Here is a 15,869-nt window from a genome sequence, read left to right on the forward strand (position 1 = left end):
CCAGGGACTGTGCATTACCTCGCAGGAACAGGGCGGGTGGCACCCTTTCGATGATCCACCAGCCGGAGCAGCAGCATCAGCTGCCGGCACCCACCCATTCCACGGTGCCGTCAACGAAGAACTGTTCCTTCCAGATGGGCACCTGCTCCTTGATCCTGTCCACCAGCTCCGAACAGACGGCAAAGGCCTGCCCGCGGTGTGCCGCGGACACGGCGCACACCAGCGCGGGATCGCCGATGTCCAGCATGCCGATCCGGTGCGCCGCCCAGATCCGCACCGGCTGTGCGGACGGGCCGGTGGCACCGCCATCCCGCTGGGCCTCCTGCTGCTCGGCCGCAAGGCGGGCCACGACGTCGGCCATCACCTGGTGAGCCGTGGGGTGCGCACTGTAGCTCAGCCGCTGAACTGCCTTGCCGCCGTCGTGGTTCCGCACCACGCCGCTAAAACTGACTACCGCGCCTGCGGTGTCACTTTCCACCGCAGCAATGGCCTGGTCCACGGAGATGGGTTCCGCGCTCAGGACCGCGTTGACTACTTCGAAAGCTGCTTCAGTGCCCATGTCCGCCTTCCAGCTGGTCGCAAAGATGCCCGATCACCGCGTCAAGGACTGTCAGCCCGTCCATGACGCCCTTCGGTGAGCCGGGCAGGTTGATGATGAACGTGCTTCCGGCAGCACCGGCATAGCCGCGGCTGAGGGCCGCCAGCGGGGTTTTCGCGGCTCCGGCACGGCGGACCGCTTCCATGATGCCGGGAATCTCGCGGTCCAGCAGCGGCAGGGTGACGTCGGGGGTCCGGTCGTCCGGGCTGAGGCCCGTCCCGCCGCTGGTGATGACGACGGCGGGGCGCTGGGTCAGGAGGGCACGGATGGCTGCCCCTACCGGCTCGCCGTCGGGGACCACCATGGCTGGGAACACCTCAAAGCCGTGTTCGGTGAGCCAGTCGGTGATCACGGGACCGGTTTCGTCGCCGTAAATCCCCGCCGCTGCACGGGTGGAGGCAATAACGACGCCGGCCTTGCGGCCCTGCACGTCGCCGTGGCGGTGCGGTTCGGGGGCATTCAGGGTGCCGGAGCTGCTCACAGTGTCCAGTCCCCGCTCTTGCCGCCGCTTTTGGTCAGCACCTTGATGTCGGTGAGGACTGCATGCTTGTCCACTGCCTTGACCATGTCGTACACACTTAGCGCGGCAACGGAGGCAGCAGTAAGTGCTTCCATCTCCACGCCGGTAACGCCGCGGGTCTTGACGGTGGCGAGGATGGAAACGGAGTCCGCTGCGAGCTCGAAGTCCACGGTGACCTTGGACAGCGGAAGCGGGTGGCACAGCGGAATCAGTTCGGGGGTCTTTTTGGCGGCCATGATCCCGGCTACCCGCGCCACAGCCAGGGCGTCACCCTTGGGCAGGCCGCCCGAGCCCAGCAGGCCCATGACTTCAGCGGTGGTGCGGACGGTGGCGGTGGCGGTGGCCTCACGGGTGGTTTCGGCTTTGGCGGAAACATCCACCATCTGGGCGCTGCCGTCCTGGCGCAGGTGCGTCAGCGCGGCGGGGGTCTGTTCTGCATTCACAGCATCCATACTTCCACCTCCGCCCCTGCCGCGAGTGCGGCCACTCCTTCCGGAACATGGACCAGCACATTGGAGCCGGCGAGCGCATGCATCAGGTGCGAGCTTTCCCCGCCCTGCAGCTCCACGGTCCCGTCCGGCTGCAACGTGCCGCGGCGGACCTGGTGCTTGTGTTCGGGGGAAGTCAGCGGCCGGCTGAGGCGGGCGCGGACCGGCAGGCGCGGCGCGGGGGTACCCACCAGGCCGGCAAGGACGGGGCGGAGGAACATTTCGAAGGACACCAGGCAGCTGACCGGGTTGCCGGGGAACCCCAGGAAAGGCCGGCCTTCGAAGGTGCCGATCCCCTGCGGACCGCCCGGCTGCATGGTCACGTGCAGGAACTCGACCGGCTGGTCCTCCATGGCCTGCCGGACCACTTCGTAGGCGCCCTTGCTGACCCCGCCGGTGGTCACGATCAGGTCCGCTCCCGCGCCCTCTTCCCTCAGCAGCGTCCTGAGCCGCTCCGGATTGTCCGTGGCGATGCCGGTACGGCGGACCTGTAGTCCCGCCTGTTCCATTGCGGCTTCCAGCAGCGTCCCGTTGGAGTCGTAAATCTTCCCGGCCGGGAGTTCCGCGCCGGGCTCCACCACTTCGTCACCGGTGGTGACCAGCAGGACCGTCACGGCCTGGTAGACGGTCACCTCCGGGATGCCCAGCGCGGCCAGGAGTCCCAGTTGGGCCGGGCCAAGGAAGGTACCCGCCGCCAGGGCCGTCCCGCCGGCCTGCACATCGCTGCCTGCAGCCCGGACAAACGTGCCTGCAGACGCCGGCGGCAGCCACACCGTGGCGTGTTCCGTTGCCTGTGCAGCGGCCGGCAGGAAGCGGTCCGGAACGGCCCGCTCAATAGGGACGACGGCGTCGGCCCCCGAGGGGAGCATCGCTCCCGTCATGATCGGGGCAGCCATGCCGGGTTGCAGTGCTGCAGGGCTTGCGCCCGCTGGAACGGGAGGCATAATGCCCAGCTCTGCACCGCCGTCGGGCACGTCCATTGAACGGATGGCATAGCCGTCCATTTGGGAATTGGCGAAGGGGGGCAGGCTGATGGGCGCACGAACGTCCGCCACCAAACCGCGGCCCAGCGCACGGACCAGGGGCAACGTTTCCGTTCTGTGCACGTCCCGCAAAGGCTCCAACAGGGCAGTGACGGCTGCTGCGTGGTCCGCCACGGACCTCGCTGCGTGCTGTGCGATTGCCTGCTGTGTGTTGGCGTGCTGCCGCGGGTGCTCCGTCCCGTGCGTTGCCGGCGCTGCAGGCGTTCCATGCGGTTGCGGGCTGGCCATGGTTCCGCCTTCAGTTGGAGCGTTCAGGGTGTCACGTCCACTCTAATCGTGTGGAGGCCGGTGGCTCCGTCCGGGACAACCGGCCGGCTCCGCTCGTCCTGGACCTGTCCCGCAAGGTCGGTGGCACGGACCTGGACTTCATACCGGCCCTCCGTCAGCTCCACGCCCAGTTTCCACTGGTACCAGGTGTCCACCGAGATGCCTTGCGCCAGGTCCGCCTGCTGCCACGGTCCACGATTCAGCCGCAGTTCCACTTTTCCGATCCCTGTGTGCTGTGCCCACGCCACACCGCCAAACAGTACTGTTCCGGCTTGCACTGAACGGCCGTTCCGCGGCACGTCGATCCTCGAGGAAATCTTGATGGGTCCGCGCTCTGACCACCCCCGGGGCGTCCAGTAGGCGGCGTCATCCGCGAACCGGGTGACTTTCAGCTCCGTGACCCACTTGGTGGCGGACACGTATCCGTACAGGCCGGGCACAACCAGCCTGACGGGGAATCCGTGCTCCAGGGGCAGCGGTTCGCCGTTCATGGCGACGGCGAGCAGGGCGTCCCTGCCGTCGCTGAGTACCTCAAGCGGCGTGCCGGCAGTCCAGCCGTCGGCACTCTTTGACAACACCATGTCCGCACCGGCCCGGGGCCCGGCCAGTGCCAGCAGTTCGCGCACCGGCCAGCCCAGCCAGCGGGCATTGCCGATCAGGTCTCCCCCCACGTTGTTGGACACGCAGGCGATGGTGATGTGGCGTTCAATCAAGGGTTTGGCCAGGAGCTCGGCAAAGGTCAGTTCCACCTCCCGGTCCACCAGTCCGGTGACTTTGAGAACCCACGTGGCAGGGTCCACGGCGGGGACTGTCAGGGCGGTGTCGATCCGGTAGAAGTCTTTGTTCGGCGTGACCAGCGGCTGCAGGCCGTCGACCTTGGCCTCCGCAGCCGCCGGTATGGCCGGCGCCGGGGATGCGGGAACCGGCAGCGCCACGCGGCTCCTGGCCTCGCTGGCAATGGCTGCAGCACCCCGCCAGGCTCCCGCCAGCAGGCCTCCTGCCGCAGTGAACGCCGCTCCCCCGGCCAGCACCTGAAGGAAGCGGCGGCGTGCCGACGGCGCGCCGGCTGCCGGCTCCGGTGTCCTCTGGGTGTCCCAATCCTGGAGCCTGTGGACGAGGAACCTCAGCAGAAGTACGGCGACGACGGCGGTGAGCACCGCCAGCACTGCCGGGTTGGCACTGGCTTGGGTCCGGGTTAAAACGGCGGCCAGGCCCACCATGCCAACGAGGCCGATCAGTGTAGTGCCGGTGAAGCGCTTGCGGTATTCCAGGACTCCTGCCAGGGCGGCCGCCAAGGCCATCACCAGGGCGATGCCAACCAGGAGTGCTGCCTTGTCCGCCGTGCCGAACACGGCCACCGCCCAGTCCTTGACGCCGGGAGGCACGGCATCAATGACGGCACCGCCGACAGCTGTGACGGGTGACAGCGAGGGACTGAAGAATCCGGCCAGCAGCTCCCCCAGCACGGTAGCGCTTCCCACTGCAACCACGCCGGCGGCTGCTGCCGCACGCCCTGGCTGCCGCAGACCGCCGTCGTGCGTTGCCTGCCCTGGCTCGGAGCTGCTCACTCCTCCAGCATAGATTCGCGGACGCCGCATGGCTCCCGGGTTTGTATTTCCGGCGTTCGCCGGACCGGGTGTGATGTGCGCCCCAAGGTGGCGTAGCCTGAATTCATGACTGTCAAGCTAGGCATGCCGCAGCCGCGGGAGGAAGCAGACGCGCCCCCGCCGTCAGTTCCGGCCGCACGCCCGGGGGATGCGCCGGCAGGGCTGGCAGACCGGTATGGCCGCCGGGCGACGGACATGAGGCTGTCCCTGACTGACAAATGCAACCTGCGCTGCACCTACTGCATGCCGGCGGAAGGCCTGGAGTGGCTTTCGAAGCAGGCGGTGATGACCGCTGCTGAGATCGTCCGCATCGTAGGCATTGGGGTGGGGCAGCTGGGAGTCCGCGAGCTGCGGCTGACCGGCGGCGAACCGCTGGTCCGGCACGATCTCGTGGACATCATTGCCGCCCTGCGAAGCAACCACCCGGACCTGCCGATCTCCATGACCACCAACGGCGTAGGCCTGGCCAAGAAGGCTGCCGCCCTGAAGGCTGCCGGACTGACCCGGATCAACGTGTCCCTTGACTCGCTGCATGAGGAAACCTTCACCCAGCTGACCCGCCGGCCGTTCCTGGACCAGGTCCTGGCGGGCGTGGACGCCGCGTGGGCTGCGGGCCTTGGGCCGGTCAAGCTCAACGCGGTGCTGATGCGTGGAATCAACGACGCCGAGGCACCGTCCCTCCTGGATTGGGCCTTGGGCCGCGGCTACGAGCTTCGCTTCATCGAGCAGATGCCGCTGGACGCGGACCACGGCTGGACGCGGCGGAACATGATCACGGCTGCCGAAATCCGGCAGCTGCTCTCCGCTGACTTTGTCCTCAGCCCCGATTCCCGCGCCCGTGACGGTGCGCCTGCAGAACGTTTTGAAGTACGACGGCGGACGGCAGGGTCCGATCATGGGGCCGGTCCGGTGCTGGGAACCGTTGGGATCATCGCGTCCGTGACGGAGCCCTTCTGTTCCGACTGCCGCCGCACCCGCATCACCGCAGAGGGCAAAATCATGAGCTGCCTGTTTTCCCGCGAGGAGTTCGATCTGCTGGGCCTCCTGCGCAGCGGGGCGAGCGATGAAGCCCTTGCCCAGCGGTGGCAGGACGCAATGTGGCTTAAGCCGAAAGCCCATGGAATGGACCATGTGGGACTTGATGCTCCGGACTTCGTCCAGCCGGACCGCAGCATGAGCGCCATCGGGGGCTGAATTCTTTGAACGTACGTTACTTCGCTGCCGCACGCGCTGCTGCCGGCACGGAGGAAGAGACTTTTGACCTGGCGCCGGGCGCCACCGTTGCGGACCTCCTCGACGCGGTACGGTCCATGGAGCGCCCTGAGCCTCCTGCCGGCACTCCCCCGCTGCCCCGCCTCCTGTCCCGGAGCAGTTTCCTGCTCAATGAAGTGGCGGTGCGTGACCACTCAGCCGTGTTAAATGCGGACGACGTGGTGGACGTTCTGCCTCCTTTCGCCGGGGGCTAGGGAGCGTTTTTCCTGCGTTCCGGAAATACGTCCCGGCCGCCGGTCATCACATCTGTTGTGCGCCCGGATCCCGCCGGTACCGGGAGGTCATGAAGGGCTTGTATGAGGCCATGGCCCCGTCCGCGGCAGCCCGGCCGCGGAGATGAGTGTCCGTTGGGTCTTCCTTGCGTTGCTCGGCTACATCAGTGAGGACTCCGTCGCTGACGCTGAGGGTGTGACGGGTGGAACCCGCTCCGGTGTGGCGCTCCACCTGAAGGACCCCGTCGCGCCAGGTGCACCGCGCCGGTGCCGCCGGGGGCGGGCTCATGCTGTTTACGTAGTACCAGAGGACATCCTGGCGGTCCGGGTCAACAGTGAAGATGCCGTGGCCTTCGAGGTGGGCGCCGTCGGACTCAGTGTGGCGGTAGCTCTGCACCACAGCCAAACCGCCGGCAACCAAAGTGAACGTCATTTCCGCGTCCACTGTCCGCTCCGGGCCCCAGGGGCCGCGTTCGAGCCGCGTGGTTCCCCGCCAGCGGCCCAGCAGGTTCGCCAGGGCCGGGTGGCCAGGATCGTTTCGAGGCCGGTCCATGGTCGTCCTCCCCTCACCCGGGCAGTGACCTGCCCTCAGGGGTTCATCCTAAGCCTGCGGCCCTGAAGTCAGAAGCCGAAGGTTTCAGTCTCCTCGAACGGTCCCACCACGGTCACGGTCCGCGGTGCTGCAGCCAGTTCGGCGGCAAGTTCCTGGACCTGTTCGGCGGTGACAGCCTTGATCAGGCGGAGCGTTTCATCGATGTCCTGGTATTCGCCGGAGACGAGCTCGGCGCGGCCCAGCCGGGACATCCGGGAACCGGTGTCCTCCAGCGCCAGCACGATCCCGCCACCCAGCTGGCCAACCGCCTTGCGGAGCTCGTCCTCGGAAATCCCGTGCTCCGCGAGCTTGTCCAGCTCCACAGCCAACAGCTCCAGCACTTGGCGGACCTTGGACGGTGTGCACCCGGCGTACATGCCGAAATAGCCTGCATCTGCATAGGAAGACGCAAAGGAGTAGGTGGAGTAGACGAGGCCGCGCTTCTCCCTGATCTCCTGGAACAGGCGCGAGGACATGCCGCCGCCCAGCACGGCATTCAGGACGCTCATGACGTAGCGCCTCTCGTCCGTGGCAACGATGGTGGGGCAGCCCATGATGATGTTGGCTTGCTCTACGGCCCGCTTCACCACGTGCAGCCCAGCCGTCCCCGTAATGAGCGCGCGGTCGGTGGACCTGCGTTCCACCGGCGCGGCGTCGGACTTGAGCGCCCAGCCTGCCGACTGGAGGGCATCCACCACGAGGTTGCAGACGACGTCGTGGTCCAGTCCCCCAGCTGCCGTGATGACCAGTTCATCGGGCCGGTAGTACCGCTGGTAGTGTTCCCACACCGAGTCGCGGGCTACAGCCTTGATGGCGTCGGGGGTGCCGCCGATAGGGCGGCCCAGGGGGTGGCTGCCAAGAACGGCAGCCACAAAGTGCTCGTGGGCGACGTCGGTGGGGTCATCGCTGTCCATGGCGATTTCCTCCAGGATGACATCGCGCTCCTGCTCCATCTCGGCAGGATCTAGGACGGCTCCGGTGATCATGTCCGCGATGACGTCAATGGCCATGGGCAGGTCGGTATCCAGGACCCGTGCGAAGTAGCACGTGCTCTCCTTGGCTGTGGCAGCGTTTGACTCGCCGCCCACCTCGTCGAAGGCAGAGGCAATCTCCAGCGCGGTGCGCCGCCTGGTGCCCTTGAACAGGAGGTGCTCCAGGAAGTGGGTGGAGCCGTGCTGTCCCGGTGCCTCATCCCGCGAACCGACCCCCACCCAGAAACCAATAGTGGCCGACCGCTGCCCGGGCATCGCCTCGGTGAGTACCCGCACTCCCCCGGGCAGCACCGAACGCCGGACTTCGGAGCCGCCGTCGGAACCGTGGACCAGGGTGTCGCCGGGGTGGTTCTGCTCAAGCGGCAGGGGTACAACAGTCATTGAGGCCTTTCAAAAGGGGCAGCCGGGATCTGGCTGCCATCGTAACAGCGGCGGGGCCGGTGGATCATCCACCGGCCCCGCCGATTCATACTTCAACCTGCAGGCTGTGCCCGCACGGCGGATTGCTAGACGTCAGCGCCTTCAGCAGGCTCCGTGGCGTGGGCACGCTCGGTCTCATCCGAGGCACCTTCTTCCTCGGCAACTACGGGGGCGAGCGAGAGCTTTCCGCGGTCGTCGATCTTGGTGATTTCCACCTGGATCTTTTGGCCGACCGAAACAACATCCTCGACGTTGTCCACGCGCTTGCCGTTGGCCAGCTTGCGCAGCTCGGAGATGTGCAGGAGGCCGTCCTTGCCCGGGGTCAGCGATACGAAGGCACCGAAGGTGGTGGTCTTGACGACCGTGCCCAGGTAGCGTTCGCCGATTTCCGGGACCTGCGGGTTGGCGATGGCGTTGATGGCGGAGCGTGCTGCCTCGGCAGACGGACCGTTGGTGGCGCCAATGTAGACCGTGCCGTCGTCCTCGATGGAGATGTCGGCGCCGGTGTCTTCCTGGATCTGGTTGATCATCTTGCCCTTGGGGCCGATGACCTCGCCGATCTTGTCCACGGGGATCTTCACGGCGATGACGCGCGGTGCGAACTCGGAGAGCTCGTCCGGGGTGTCGATGGCCGAGTCGATGACCTCGAGGATGTGCAGGCGGGCTTCGCGGGCCTGCTTCAGGGCTGCTGCCAGCACTGAGGCGGGGATGCCGTCGAGCTTGGTGTCCAGCTGGATGGCCGTGACGAACTCTGAGGTACCGGCGACCTTGAAGTCCATGTCACCGAAGGCGTCTTCGGCGCCGAGGATGTCGGTCAGTGCCGCGTAGCGGGTCTGGCCGTCAACCTGGTCGGAGACCAGGCCCATGGCGATACCGGCGACGGCGGCCTTCAGGGGCACACCGGCGTTCAGCATCGAGAGGGTGGAGGCGCAGACGGAACCCATGGACGTCGAACCGTTGGAACCGAGGGCCTCGGATACCTGGCGGATGGCGTAGGGGAATTCCTCGCGGGACGGCAGGACCGGCACGAGTGCGCGCTCTGCCAGGGCACCGTGGCCGATTTCGCGGCGCTTGGGCGAGCCCACGCGGCCGGTTTCACCGGTGGAGTACGGCGGGAAGTTGTAGTTGTGCATGTAGCGCTTGGTCTTGACCGGTGACAGCGAGTCGATCTGCTGTTCCATCTTCAGCATGTTCAGCGTGGTGACACCCATGATCTGGGTCTCGCCGCGCTCGAAGATGGCCGAGCCGTGGACGCGGGGCAGGACCTCAACCTCGGCGGTGAGCTGGCGGATGTCCGTCAGGCCGCGGCCGTCGATGCGGATCTGGTCCTTGAGGATGCGCTGGCGCACAACGTGCTTGGTGACCGAGCGGAATGCTGCGGACAGCTCCTTCTCGCGGCCTTCGAACTGGCTGGCCAGGGAAGCGGTGACCTCGTCCTTAAGCGCGTCGGAAGCGTTGTCGCGCTCCTGCTTGTCGGCGATCTGGAAGACAGCGGCCAGCTTTTCGGCGGCAGCGGACTCAACAGCGGCGTAAACGTCGTCCTCGTAGTCCAGGAAGACCGGGAACTCGACGGTGGGCTTGGCGGCGCGGGCTGCCAGGTCCGCCTGGGCGTCGCAGAGTGCCTTGATGAACGGCTTGGCAGCCTCGAGGCCCTCGGAGACAACCTCTTCGGTGGGGGCGGTGGCGCCCTGTTCCTTGATGAGGTTCCAGGAGTTGTCCGTGGCTTCGGCTTCCACCATCATGATGGCGACGTCGTCACCGGCAACGCGCCCGGCAACCACCATGTTGAACACGGAGTTTTCCAACTGGGAATGCTTCGGGAAGGCAACCCACTGTGAACCGTTTTCGTCGGCGACCAGGGCAACGCGGACGCCGCCGATGGGGCCGGAGAAAGGCAGGCCGGAAAGCTGCGTGGACATGGAGGAAGCGTTGATGGCCACCACGTCGTAGAGCTCGTCCGGGTTGATGGCCAGGACGGTGACCACGATCTGGACCTCGTTGCGCAGGCCCTTGATGAAAGCGGGGCGCAGCGGACGGTCCATCAGGCGGCAGGCCAGGATGGCTTCGGTGGACGGGCGTCCTTCGCGGCGGAAGAACGAGCCCGGGATGCGGCCGGCAGCGTACATGCGCTCTTCGACGTCGACCGTCAGCGGGAAGAAGTCAAAGCCTTCACGCGGGTGCTTGCCGGCAGTGGTGGCGGACAGCAGTGCGGTGTCGTCGTCGATGTACACCATTGCTGCGCCGGCTGCCTGCTTGGCAAGGCGGCCGGTTTCAAAGCGGATAACCCGCTTGCCGAATCGGCCGTTGTCAATGACTGCTTCTGAGAACTGGATTTCGGGACCCTCCAAGAGAGTCACCTCCGTTTCTGTTTTACGGAAGTCCAGCCGCATCAACCCAGCCAGCATCTGTCTACTGGCCCTGCACCCGGTCATCGATCGAGACCCACGGGCCGGGGCTGCCTTCAAGGGAGCCGTTCCCGGGGATCACTACCGAGGACCGCGAATGCGTGATGCGGTTGATCCTCCTGTTTAGTTATTCAGGTGAAGAAGGCGGCCCGTTCCACGGGGGAAAGGGCCGCCCCAAAGTGTGACTAGCGGCGCAGGCCGAGGCGCTCGATGAGCGAACGGTAGCGGGCGATGTCAGTCTTCTTGAGGTAGCTCAGCATGCGCTTGCGACGACCAACCATGGCCAGCAGACCGCGCTGGGTGTGGTAGTCGTGCTTGTGCTCCTTCATGTGCTCAGTCAGATCCTTGATCCGCTGGGTCAGGACAGCAACCTGGACCTCGGGTGAACCGGTGTCACCTTCGCCGGTTGCGTATTCCTTGATGATGGACTGCTTTACAGCGGCGTCAAGTGCCACAATATCTCCTTGGGATGTGCCGTGAGGGCCCAGGTCAGTACTTCACTGCCGGGTCTGCTGCCGCGGCTGGCAACCGGAAACCGGTCAGCGCCGTACGCAACAGGAACCAGCCGCCACGGACTGCAGCCGGATCCATCGTTTAGTTTACCGGCCGCTGCCTAATCTTGTCGAAAGGGGGCCTTCGTCATGCCTGGAGGCGGCTCCGTATTTCTTCCATGCCCTGCAGGACCTCCCGGAAAGTGGTGCTGAGCGGGGAGAGGCCCACACGGATGCCGTGGGGCGCACGGAAGTCGGGAATAACGTCCCCGTCCCAAAGCGCCTCCACCGTTGTCTTCGTAAAGTCCGGGTGGTCCACCGTGATGTGGCTGCCCCGCCGGGCAGGGTCCCGGGGTGTTGCCAGCTCCGCCCCGAGGGGAGCCAGCAGGGCATCGAAAACCTCGACGGCGAAGGCCGTCAGCCGCTCCGATTTGTCCCGGATGGCCGCCATGGACGCTTCCTCGATCACGTCCAGGGTGCCCTGCATGGCAATCATCCCGAAGATGGCCGGCGTCCCGCTGAGGAATCCGCGGATTCCGGCGGCCGGCTCGTATCCGGCCGCCATGTCAAAGGCGTCCTTGCGCCCCATCCACCCCCAGATGGGCTGGTTGAGCGATGCCAGGTGCCGCTGGTTCACGTAGGCAAAAGCCGGCGACCCCGGTCCCCCGTTGAGGTACTTGTAGGTGCAGCCGGCGGCGAAGTCCACACCCGCCGCATCCAGCCCGATCTCCACCGACCCGGCGGAATGGCACAGGTCCCACACCACCAGCGCCCCGGCGTCGTGCACTGCCGCCGTGATGGCCGGAAGGTCGGCCAGGTGGCCGGAACGGTAGGCGATCTGGCTGAGGAGGACGACGGCGGTACGCGGCCCGGTTGCCTCGCGCACCTGCTCAACGGTCACCCCGGCAGCCGGATCCGCCTGGATCCAGCGGAGGGTCAGCCCCTCTTCGAGCGCTATGCCTTCGACCAGGTAGCGGTCCGTGGGAAAGTTTTCGATGTCCAGGACCAGCTCGTTGCGGTCAGGGCTGGCCACTGCGGCCAGGGCGGCACGGATCAGCTTGTACAGCACCACGGTGGTGGAGTCCGCAATGATGGTCTGGCCGGGGGCAGCGCCCAGCACCGCCCGGCCCAGCTGGTCACCCATGGCCTGGGGCATCGCGAGCCAGTGTTCATCCCAGCCGCGGATGAGGCGCCCTCCCCAGTCGTCGCGGATGAAGGCGGCAACATCGTCGGCGGTCCGCTTGAGGGGCCGGCCCAGGGAGTTGCCGTCCAGGTAGGACAACGGGGTGTCCGCGCCAATGAAGTGGTGGCGGTAGTGGGCCAGCGGATCCTGGATGTCCAGCTCTTCTGCGCGCTGCTGCAAGGTCATGGCTGCCTTCCCGTGGACTGCTGGTGGTTGGTGCGCGGCCGAAGTCCCCCCGTGGTGCATGGTCACTGGCCGATTTCCGTCCGGACCGCGAACAGTTCCGGGAAAAACGTCAGCTCAAGGGCCTTCTGCAGGAAGGCGGCACCGCTCGAGCCGCCGGTGCCCGACTTCATGCCGATGGTCCGCTGGACGGTCCGGAGGTGCCGGAACCGCCACAGCTGGAAGTTGTCCTCAAGGTCCACCAGTTCTTCGCAGGCCTCGTAGGCGCCCCAGTTTGCGGCGGAGTTCTCGTAGATGTGCTTGAACAACGGCACGAGTTCCGGGGTGTACTCATGGGCCTTGGTGACGTCCCGCTGGAGGACCGCCGCCGGCACATCGAAGCCCTGCCGTGCGAGGTAGGCCAGGAATTCGTCGTAGATGCTGGGGGCTGCCAGCAGTTCCTCGAGCATGGCGTGCGCTTCGGGGTCAGACTCGAACACCGGGAGCATTTTGCGGTTCTTGTTGCCCAGCACGAATTCAACCGCCCGGTACTGGCTCGACTGGAAGCCGGAGGAGTTGCCCAGGAAGCCGCGGAATTGGGAGTACTCGGTGGGGGTCAGCGTGGCCAGGACCGACCACTGCTCGGTCAGGGTTTTCTGGATGTGCTTGACCCGGGCGATGCCCTTGAGCGCCGATCCGAGGTCGTCGGCCCGCAGCCAGGCCGCCGCGCTGCGCAGTTCATGGAGGACCAGCTTGAGCCACAGTTCGGTGGTCTGGTGCTGGATGATGAAGAGCATTTCGTCGTGGTGCTCCGGCTCGCTGACCAGCTGCTGGGCACTGAGGAGCGTTGGCAGCTGCAGGTAGGAGGCGTAGCTCATCCGGGAGCTGAAGTCGCGGACGATGCCCTTGTCCAGCTTCCGGGTGTTCTTTTCGACGGACACGGTGCTGCCTTTCCCTGGTGGCGCCCCTCCGGCCGGTTCAGCGCCTGGCCAGTAGCTCGTGTGCCTGGACGACGTCCAGGCGCATCTGTTCCACGAGTGCTTCCGGTCCACGGTAGGCCACCATGCCCCGGAGGCGGGCAACGAATTCCACAACTACTGTCTGGCCGTACAGATCGAAGTCTTCCACGTCCTCTTTGGGCCGGTCGATCACATGGGCTTCCACCTGGCGGCTGACGCCGTCGAAGGTAGGGTTTGAGCCCACCGAGATAGCCGCAGGCCACCGTGTCCCGGCCTGGTCAACCAGCCAGCCGGCGTAGATACCGTCGGCAGGAATGAGTCCGCTGGCGCTGCTGGCCAGGTTGGCGGTGGGAAAACCGAGCGCCCGGCCGCGTGCGGCGCCGTGGACAACCTCGCCGCGCATCCGGTGCGGGCGTCCCAGGACAGCGGACGCCGTCGCAACGTCCCCCTCCTGCAAGGCTTCCCGCACCCAGGTGGAGGAACAACGCCGGTCCTCGCCGTCGTCGTCATGCAGGGGGTAGCCCTCGGAACCGAACTCCCTGATCACCTGCACCTCGAAACCGAACTTCCGGCCGAGCTCCCGCATGGTGTCCAGGTCCCCGGAGTTGCCGCGGCCGAAGCGTACATCGTGGCCGATGACCACATGGCCGGCATGCAGGCAGTCCACCAGGTACTGCTCCACGAATTCTTCTGGAGTGAGGCTGGCGAGGTCCAGCGAGTACTTCATGACCAGGATGGCATCCAGGCCCAGCTCCCCCAGTGCCTCCAGCTTGTCCTGCAGCCCCATGATCAGCTCAGGCGCCGACTCCGGACGGTGGACCAGGGCAGGGTGCGGATCGAAGGTGACCACAACTGCTTTGGACCTCGTGATCCGGGCCGTGCGGATCAGTTCGGACAGCACCTGCTGGTGTCCGCGATGCACGCCGTCGAAGTTTCCGATGGTGACAACAGATGGGCCGAAGTCCGCCGGGACCTCGGACGGATCGTTCCAGATGTAGACCATCACCCTCGCCTTAACCGCTTGCAAGTATCAATGTTCGGGCCTGGTACCGGCCGCGGAACTCTCTAAGATTACCTGCATTCAGGGGCCTGCCCGGACGCGGGAAAGCCGCGCGCCGGGCTGCTACTGTTCCGCCCCGGCTGCCGGCCCCTCCTCCGGAGCGGGTCCGGCGAACAGGCGGATCAGCCCGTCCACTTCCTGCGCAGCAGTGGCGGGATGACGGAAGTGCTGGTGGGGGCGGATGGTGTAGTGGGTCCGGCGCCCCACCCTTGCCCGTTGGAGGTAGCCCGCATCTTCCAGGTCCTTGAGGATCTGCAGGGCGGCCCGGGTGGTGATGCCTACGCGCCCGGCAATGTCAGTTATCCGGATGTCCGGGTCCCCCGCCACGGAGAGCAGGACATGGCCGTGGTTGGTGAGGAACGTCCAGGCGGGCCGGGCGGGCCCGCCTGGACGTGGAGCTTCCTGGCCGCTGTCGCTGGAATCTTCAGCTGTCATGGATGCTCCATCACTTTCGGTGTTACGGATGGTTGGACCTGCTTGGTTCCCGGCGGCGCCACACTGGTTTCAGGGCTGCCATCTCCTCGGGTGATGCTGTCCCGAACGGTGCACGCTCCGGCGCGGGAAGCGGCCGGCGGCCCTGGCCGCGCGTTGCCCACAGGCTGGCTGCCACCGATACGAGGAGGATCGCGGCAATGACCGCCAGGGAGATCGGCGTGGGGATGTAGTAGATGTCGATCTTCAGGAACATCTTAATGCCCACCCAGATCAGGACGAGCGCCAGTCCGGTCTTCAGGTAGATGAACCGGTGGATGAGGTCCGCCAGGAGGAAGTACATGGCCCGGAGGCCCAGGATGGCGAACGCGTTTGCGGTGAAGACCAGGAACACGTCGTCGGTAACGGCGAAGATTGCGGGGATGGAGTCGACGGCGAAGATGATGTCCGTGACCTCAACAAGGACCAGGACTGCCAGCAGCGGCGTGGCCAGGAGGACGCCGCCGCGCCGGACCAGGAAACGCTGCCCGTGGAAGTCATTGGTCATGGGTACGTGGCGGCGGAACAACTGCAAGACACGGGACTTCTCCGGGTCGAGGTTGTCATTCCGGTGCCGGATCATTCGGTAGCCGGTGATGAGAAGGAACGCCGCGAAAATGTAGAGCACCCACCCAGCGCTGGCGATGATGGCTGAGCCTGCGGCGATGAAGATGCCACGGAACACCAGGGCGCCCAGGACGCCGAAGAACAGGACGCGGTGCTGGTACTCCCTGGGCACCGCGAAGTAGGTGAAGATGATGGCCCAGATAAAGACGTTGTCCACCGCGAGGGACTTCTCGATCAGGTAGCCGGCAAAATACTGCTGGCCGAACTCGGCACCGTAAACCTGCCATACCAGCACGCCGAAGCCGACACCGAAGGCGACCCAGACCGCAGACCACAAGGCCGCCTCCCGCACCCCGATTACATGGGCTTTGCGGTGTGCGAAGAGGTCCAGGGCAAGCATCAGGACGATGAAGAGAAGTACGGCCAGCCAGGCCCATAAGGGAACGTTCATCAGGGGGAACCCGCTTCCAGTCAGATGTACCAACTGGAGGTCTTTCCCGGCTCCCTGCGGGAGCCTGCCCCGCCGGGCCGCTCAGGGGCGGCCGGACTGACGACGAGGC

16 protein-coding genes are annotated in these 15,869 nt (G+C 66.1%); 2 read left to right on the top strand and 14 right to left on the bottom strand.

What is annotated here, in order from left to right; genetic code table 11:
• Positions 1-76: 76 nt before the first annotated feature.
• From ACIQF4_RS14995 to ACIQF4_RS15015, 5 genes are read right to left on the bottom strand one after another with little or no spacing between them, the layout of a single operon-like run.
• The gene (locus ACIQF4_RS14995) at positions 77-559 is read right to left on the bottom strand and encodes a molybdenum cofactor biosynthesis protein MoaE (RefSeq protein WP_400516504.1); all 483 of its coding nucleotides are present in this window, start codon (positions 557-559) and stop codon (positions 77-79) included.
• Complete coding sequence (locus ACIQF4_RS15000) at positions 549-1,079, bottom strand: MogA/MoaB family molybdenum cofactor biosynthesis protein (protein WP_400516503.1); 531 nt, start codon at positions 1,077-1,079, stop codon at positions 549-551. Before ACIQF4_RS15000 ends, ACIQF4_RS14995 begins: the two co-directional genes overlap by 11 nt.
• Positions 1,076-1,570, bottom strand: coding sequence for a cyclic pyranopterin monophosphate synthase MoaC (gene moaC / locus ACIQF4_RS15005; protein ID WP_400516502.1), 495 nt, complete (start codon positions 1,568-1,570; stop codon positions 1,076-1,078). The genes ACIQF4_RS15000 and moaC overlap by 4 nt, the downstream gene beginning before the upstream one ends.
• Positions 1,558-2,877, bottom strand: a complete 1,320-nt coding sequence (glp, locus tag ACIQF4_RS15010; RefSeq protein WP_400516501.1) for a gephyrin-like molybdotransferase Glp — start codon at positions 2,875-2,877, stop codon at positions 1,558-1,560. Before glp ends, moaC begins: the two co-directional genes overlap by 13 nt.
• A gap of 23 nt (positions 2,878-2,900) precedes the next feature.
• Positions 2,901-4,484 carry a molybdopterin-dependent oxidoreductase gene (locus ACIQF4_RS15015; RefSeq protein WP_400516500.1) on the bottom strand — a complete coding sequence of 528 codons (1,584 nt, stop codon included), beginning with the start codon at positions 4,482-4,484 and terminating at the stop codon, positions 2,901-2,903.
• Between the two features lie 105 nt (positions 4,485-4,589).
• Here ACIQF4_RS15015 and moaA point away from each other — a divergent pair, with 105 nt between their 5' ends.
• Positions 4,590-5,717, top strand: a complete 1,128-nt coding sequence (gene moaA / locus ACIQF4_RS15020; protein WP_400516499.1) for a GTP 3',8-cyclase MoaA — start codon at positions 4,590-4,592, stop codon at positions 5,715-5,717.
• 5 nt (positions 5,718-5,722) lie between these two features.
• The gene (locus ACIQF4_RS15025; RefSeq protein ID WP_400516498.1) at positions 5,723-5,989 is read left to right on the top strand and encodes a MoaD/ThiS family protein; all 267 of its coding nucleotides are present in this window, start codon (positions 5,723-5,725) and stop codon (positions 5,987-5,989) included.
• A 46-nt stretch (positions 5,990-6,035) separates the two neighbouring features.
• Here the strand turns inward: ACIQF4_RS15025 and ACIQF4_RS15030 are convergent, their stop codons facing one another.
• The 9 genes from ACIQF4_RS15030 to ACIQF4_RS15070 form a co-directional block, all read right to left on the bottom strand.
• Positions 6,036-6,560 (bottom strand): DUF1579 family protein, encoded by a 525-nt coding sequence (locus ACIQF4_RS15030; protein ID WP_400516497.1) that lies wholly within the window; start codon positions 6,558-6,560, stop codon positions 6,036-6,038.
• Between the two features lie 68 nt (positions 6,561-6,628).
• The gene (locus ACIQF4_RS15035) at positions 6,629-7,972 is read right to left on the bottom strand and encodes a M16 family metallopeptidase (RefSeq protein WP_400516496.1); all 1,344 of its coding nucleotides are present in this window, start codon (positions 7,970-7,972) and stop codon (positions 6,629-6,631) included.
• 125 nt (positions 7,973-8,097) lie between these two features.
• A complete protein-coding gene (locus ACIQF4_RS15040) occupies positions 8,098-10,359 on the bottom strand; it encodes a polyribonucleotide nucleotidyltransferase (protein WP_400516560.1) in 2,262 nt (753 codons plus the stop codon).
• A gap of 242 nt (positions 10,360-10,601) precedes the next feature.
• Positions 10,602-10,871 carry a 30S ribosomal protein S15 gene (rpsO, locus tag ACIQF4_RS15045; RefSeq protein WP_013600532.1) on the bottom strand — a complete coding sequence of 90 codons (270 nt, stop codon included), beginning with the start codon at positions 10,869-10,871 and terminating at the stop codon, positions 10,602-10,604.
• Positions 10,872-11,055: 184 nt separating this feature from the next.
• Positions 11,056-12,276: a kynureninase gene (locus tag ACIQF4_RS15050; RefSeq protein ID WP_400516495.1), complete on the bottom strand. Its 1,221-nt coding sequence runs from the start codon at positions 12,274-12,276 to the stop codon at positions 11,056-11,058.
• Positions 12,277-12,338: 62 nt separating this feature from the next.
• Positions 12,339-13,193, bottom strand: a complete 855-nt coding sequence (gene kynA, locus ACIQF4_RS15055; RefSeq protein ID WP_400516494.1) for a tryptophan 2,3-dioxygenase — start codon at positions 13,191-13,193, stop codon at positions 12,339-12,341.
• A 37-nt stretch (positions 13,194-13,230) separates the two neighbouring features.
• Positions 13,231-14,214, bottom strand: a complete 984-nt coding sequence (locus ACIQF4_RS15060) for a bifunctional riboflavin kinase/FAD synthetase (RefSeq protein WP_350004648.1) — start codon at positions 14,212-14,214, stop codon at positions 13,231-13,233.
• 120 nt (positions 14,215-14,334) lie between these two features.
• The gene (locus tag ACIQF4_RS15065) at positions 14,335-14,706 is read right to left on the bottom strand and encodes a helix-turn-helix transcriptional regulator (protein WP_400516493.1); all 372 of its coding nucleotides are present in this window, start codon (positions 14,704-14,706) and stop codon (positions 14,335-14,337) included.
• 22 nt (positions 14,707-14,728) lie between these two features.
• Positions 14,729-15,760, bottom strand: a complete 1,032-nt coding sequence (locus ACIQF4_RS15070) for a TerC family protein (RefSeq protein WP_400516491.1) — start codon at positions 15,758-15,760, stop codon at positions 14,729-14,731.
• Positions 15,761-15,869: the final 109 nt, after the last annotated feature.

This window comes from Pseudarthrobacter sp. NPDC092202 (assembly GCF_044755505.1).
Lineage (GTDB): Bacteria > Actinomycetota > Actinomycetes > Actinomycetales > Micrococcaceae > Arthrobacter.

Coding starts and splice junctions, on each gene's coding strand:
- ACIQF4_RS15030 (WP_400516497.1), bottom strand. CDS start 6,560: ATGGACCGGCCTCGAAACGATCCTGGCCACCCGGCCCTGGCGAACCTG.
- glp (WP_400516501.1), bottom strand. CDS start 2,877: ATGGCCAGCCCGCAACCGCATGGAACGCCTGCAGCGCCGGCAACGCAC.
- moaC (WP_400516502.1), bottom strand. CDS start 1,570: ATGGATGCTGTGAATGCAGAACAGACCCCCGCCGCGCTGACGCACCTG.
- ACIQF4_RS15035 (WP_400516496.1), bottom strand. CDS start 7,972: ATGACTGTTGTACCCCTGCCGCTTGAGCAGAACCACCCCGGCGACACC.
- ACIQF4_RS14995 (WP_400516504.1), bottom strand. CDS start 559: ATGGGCACTGAAGCAGCTTTCGAAGTAGTCAACGCGGTCCTGAGCGCG.
- ACIQF4_RS15065 (WP_400516493.1), bottom strand. CDS start 14,706: ATGACAGCTGAAGATTCCAGCGACAGCGGCCAGGAAGCTCCACGTCCA.
- ACIQF4_RS15050 (WP_400516495.1), bottom strand. CDS start 12,276: ATGACCTTGCAGCAGCGCGCAGAAGAGCTGGACATCCAGGATCCGCTG.
- ACIQF4_RS15060 (WP_350004648.1), bottom strand. CDS start 14,214: ATGGTCTACATCTGGAACGATCCGTCCGAGGTCCCGGCGGACTTCGGC.
- ACIQF4_RS15070 (WP_400516491.1), bottom strand. CDS start 15,760: ATGAACGTTCCCTTATGGGCCTGGCTGGCCGTACTTCTCTTCATCGTC.
- moaA (WP_400516499.1), top strand. CDS start 4,590: ATGACTGTCAAGCTAGGCATGCCGCAGCCGCGGGAGGAAGCAGACGCG.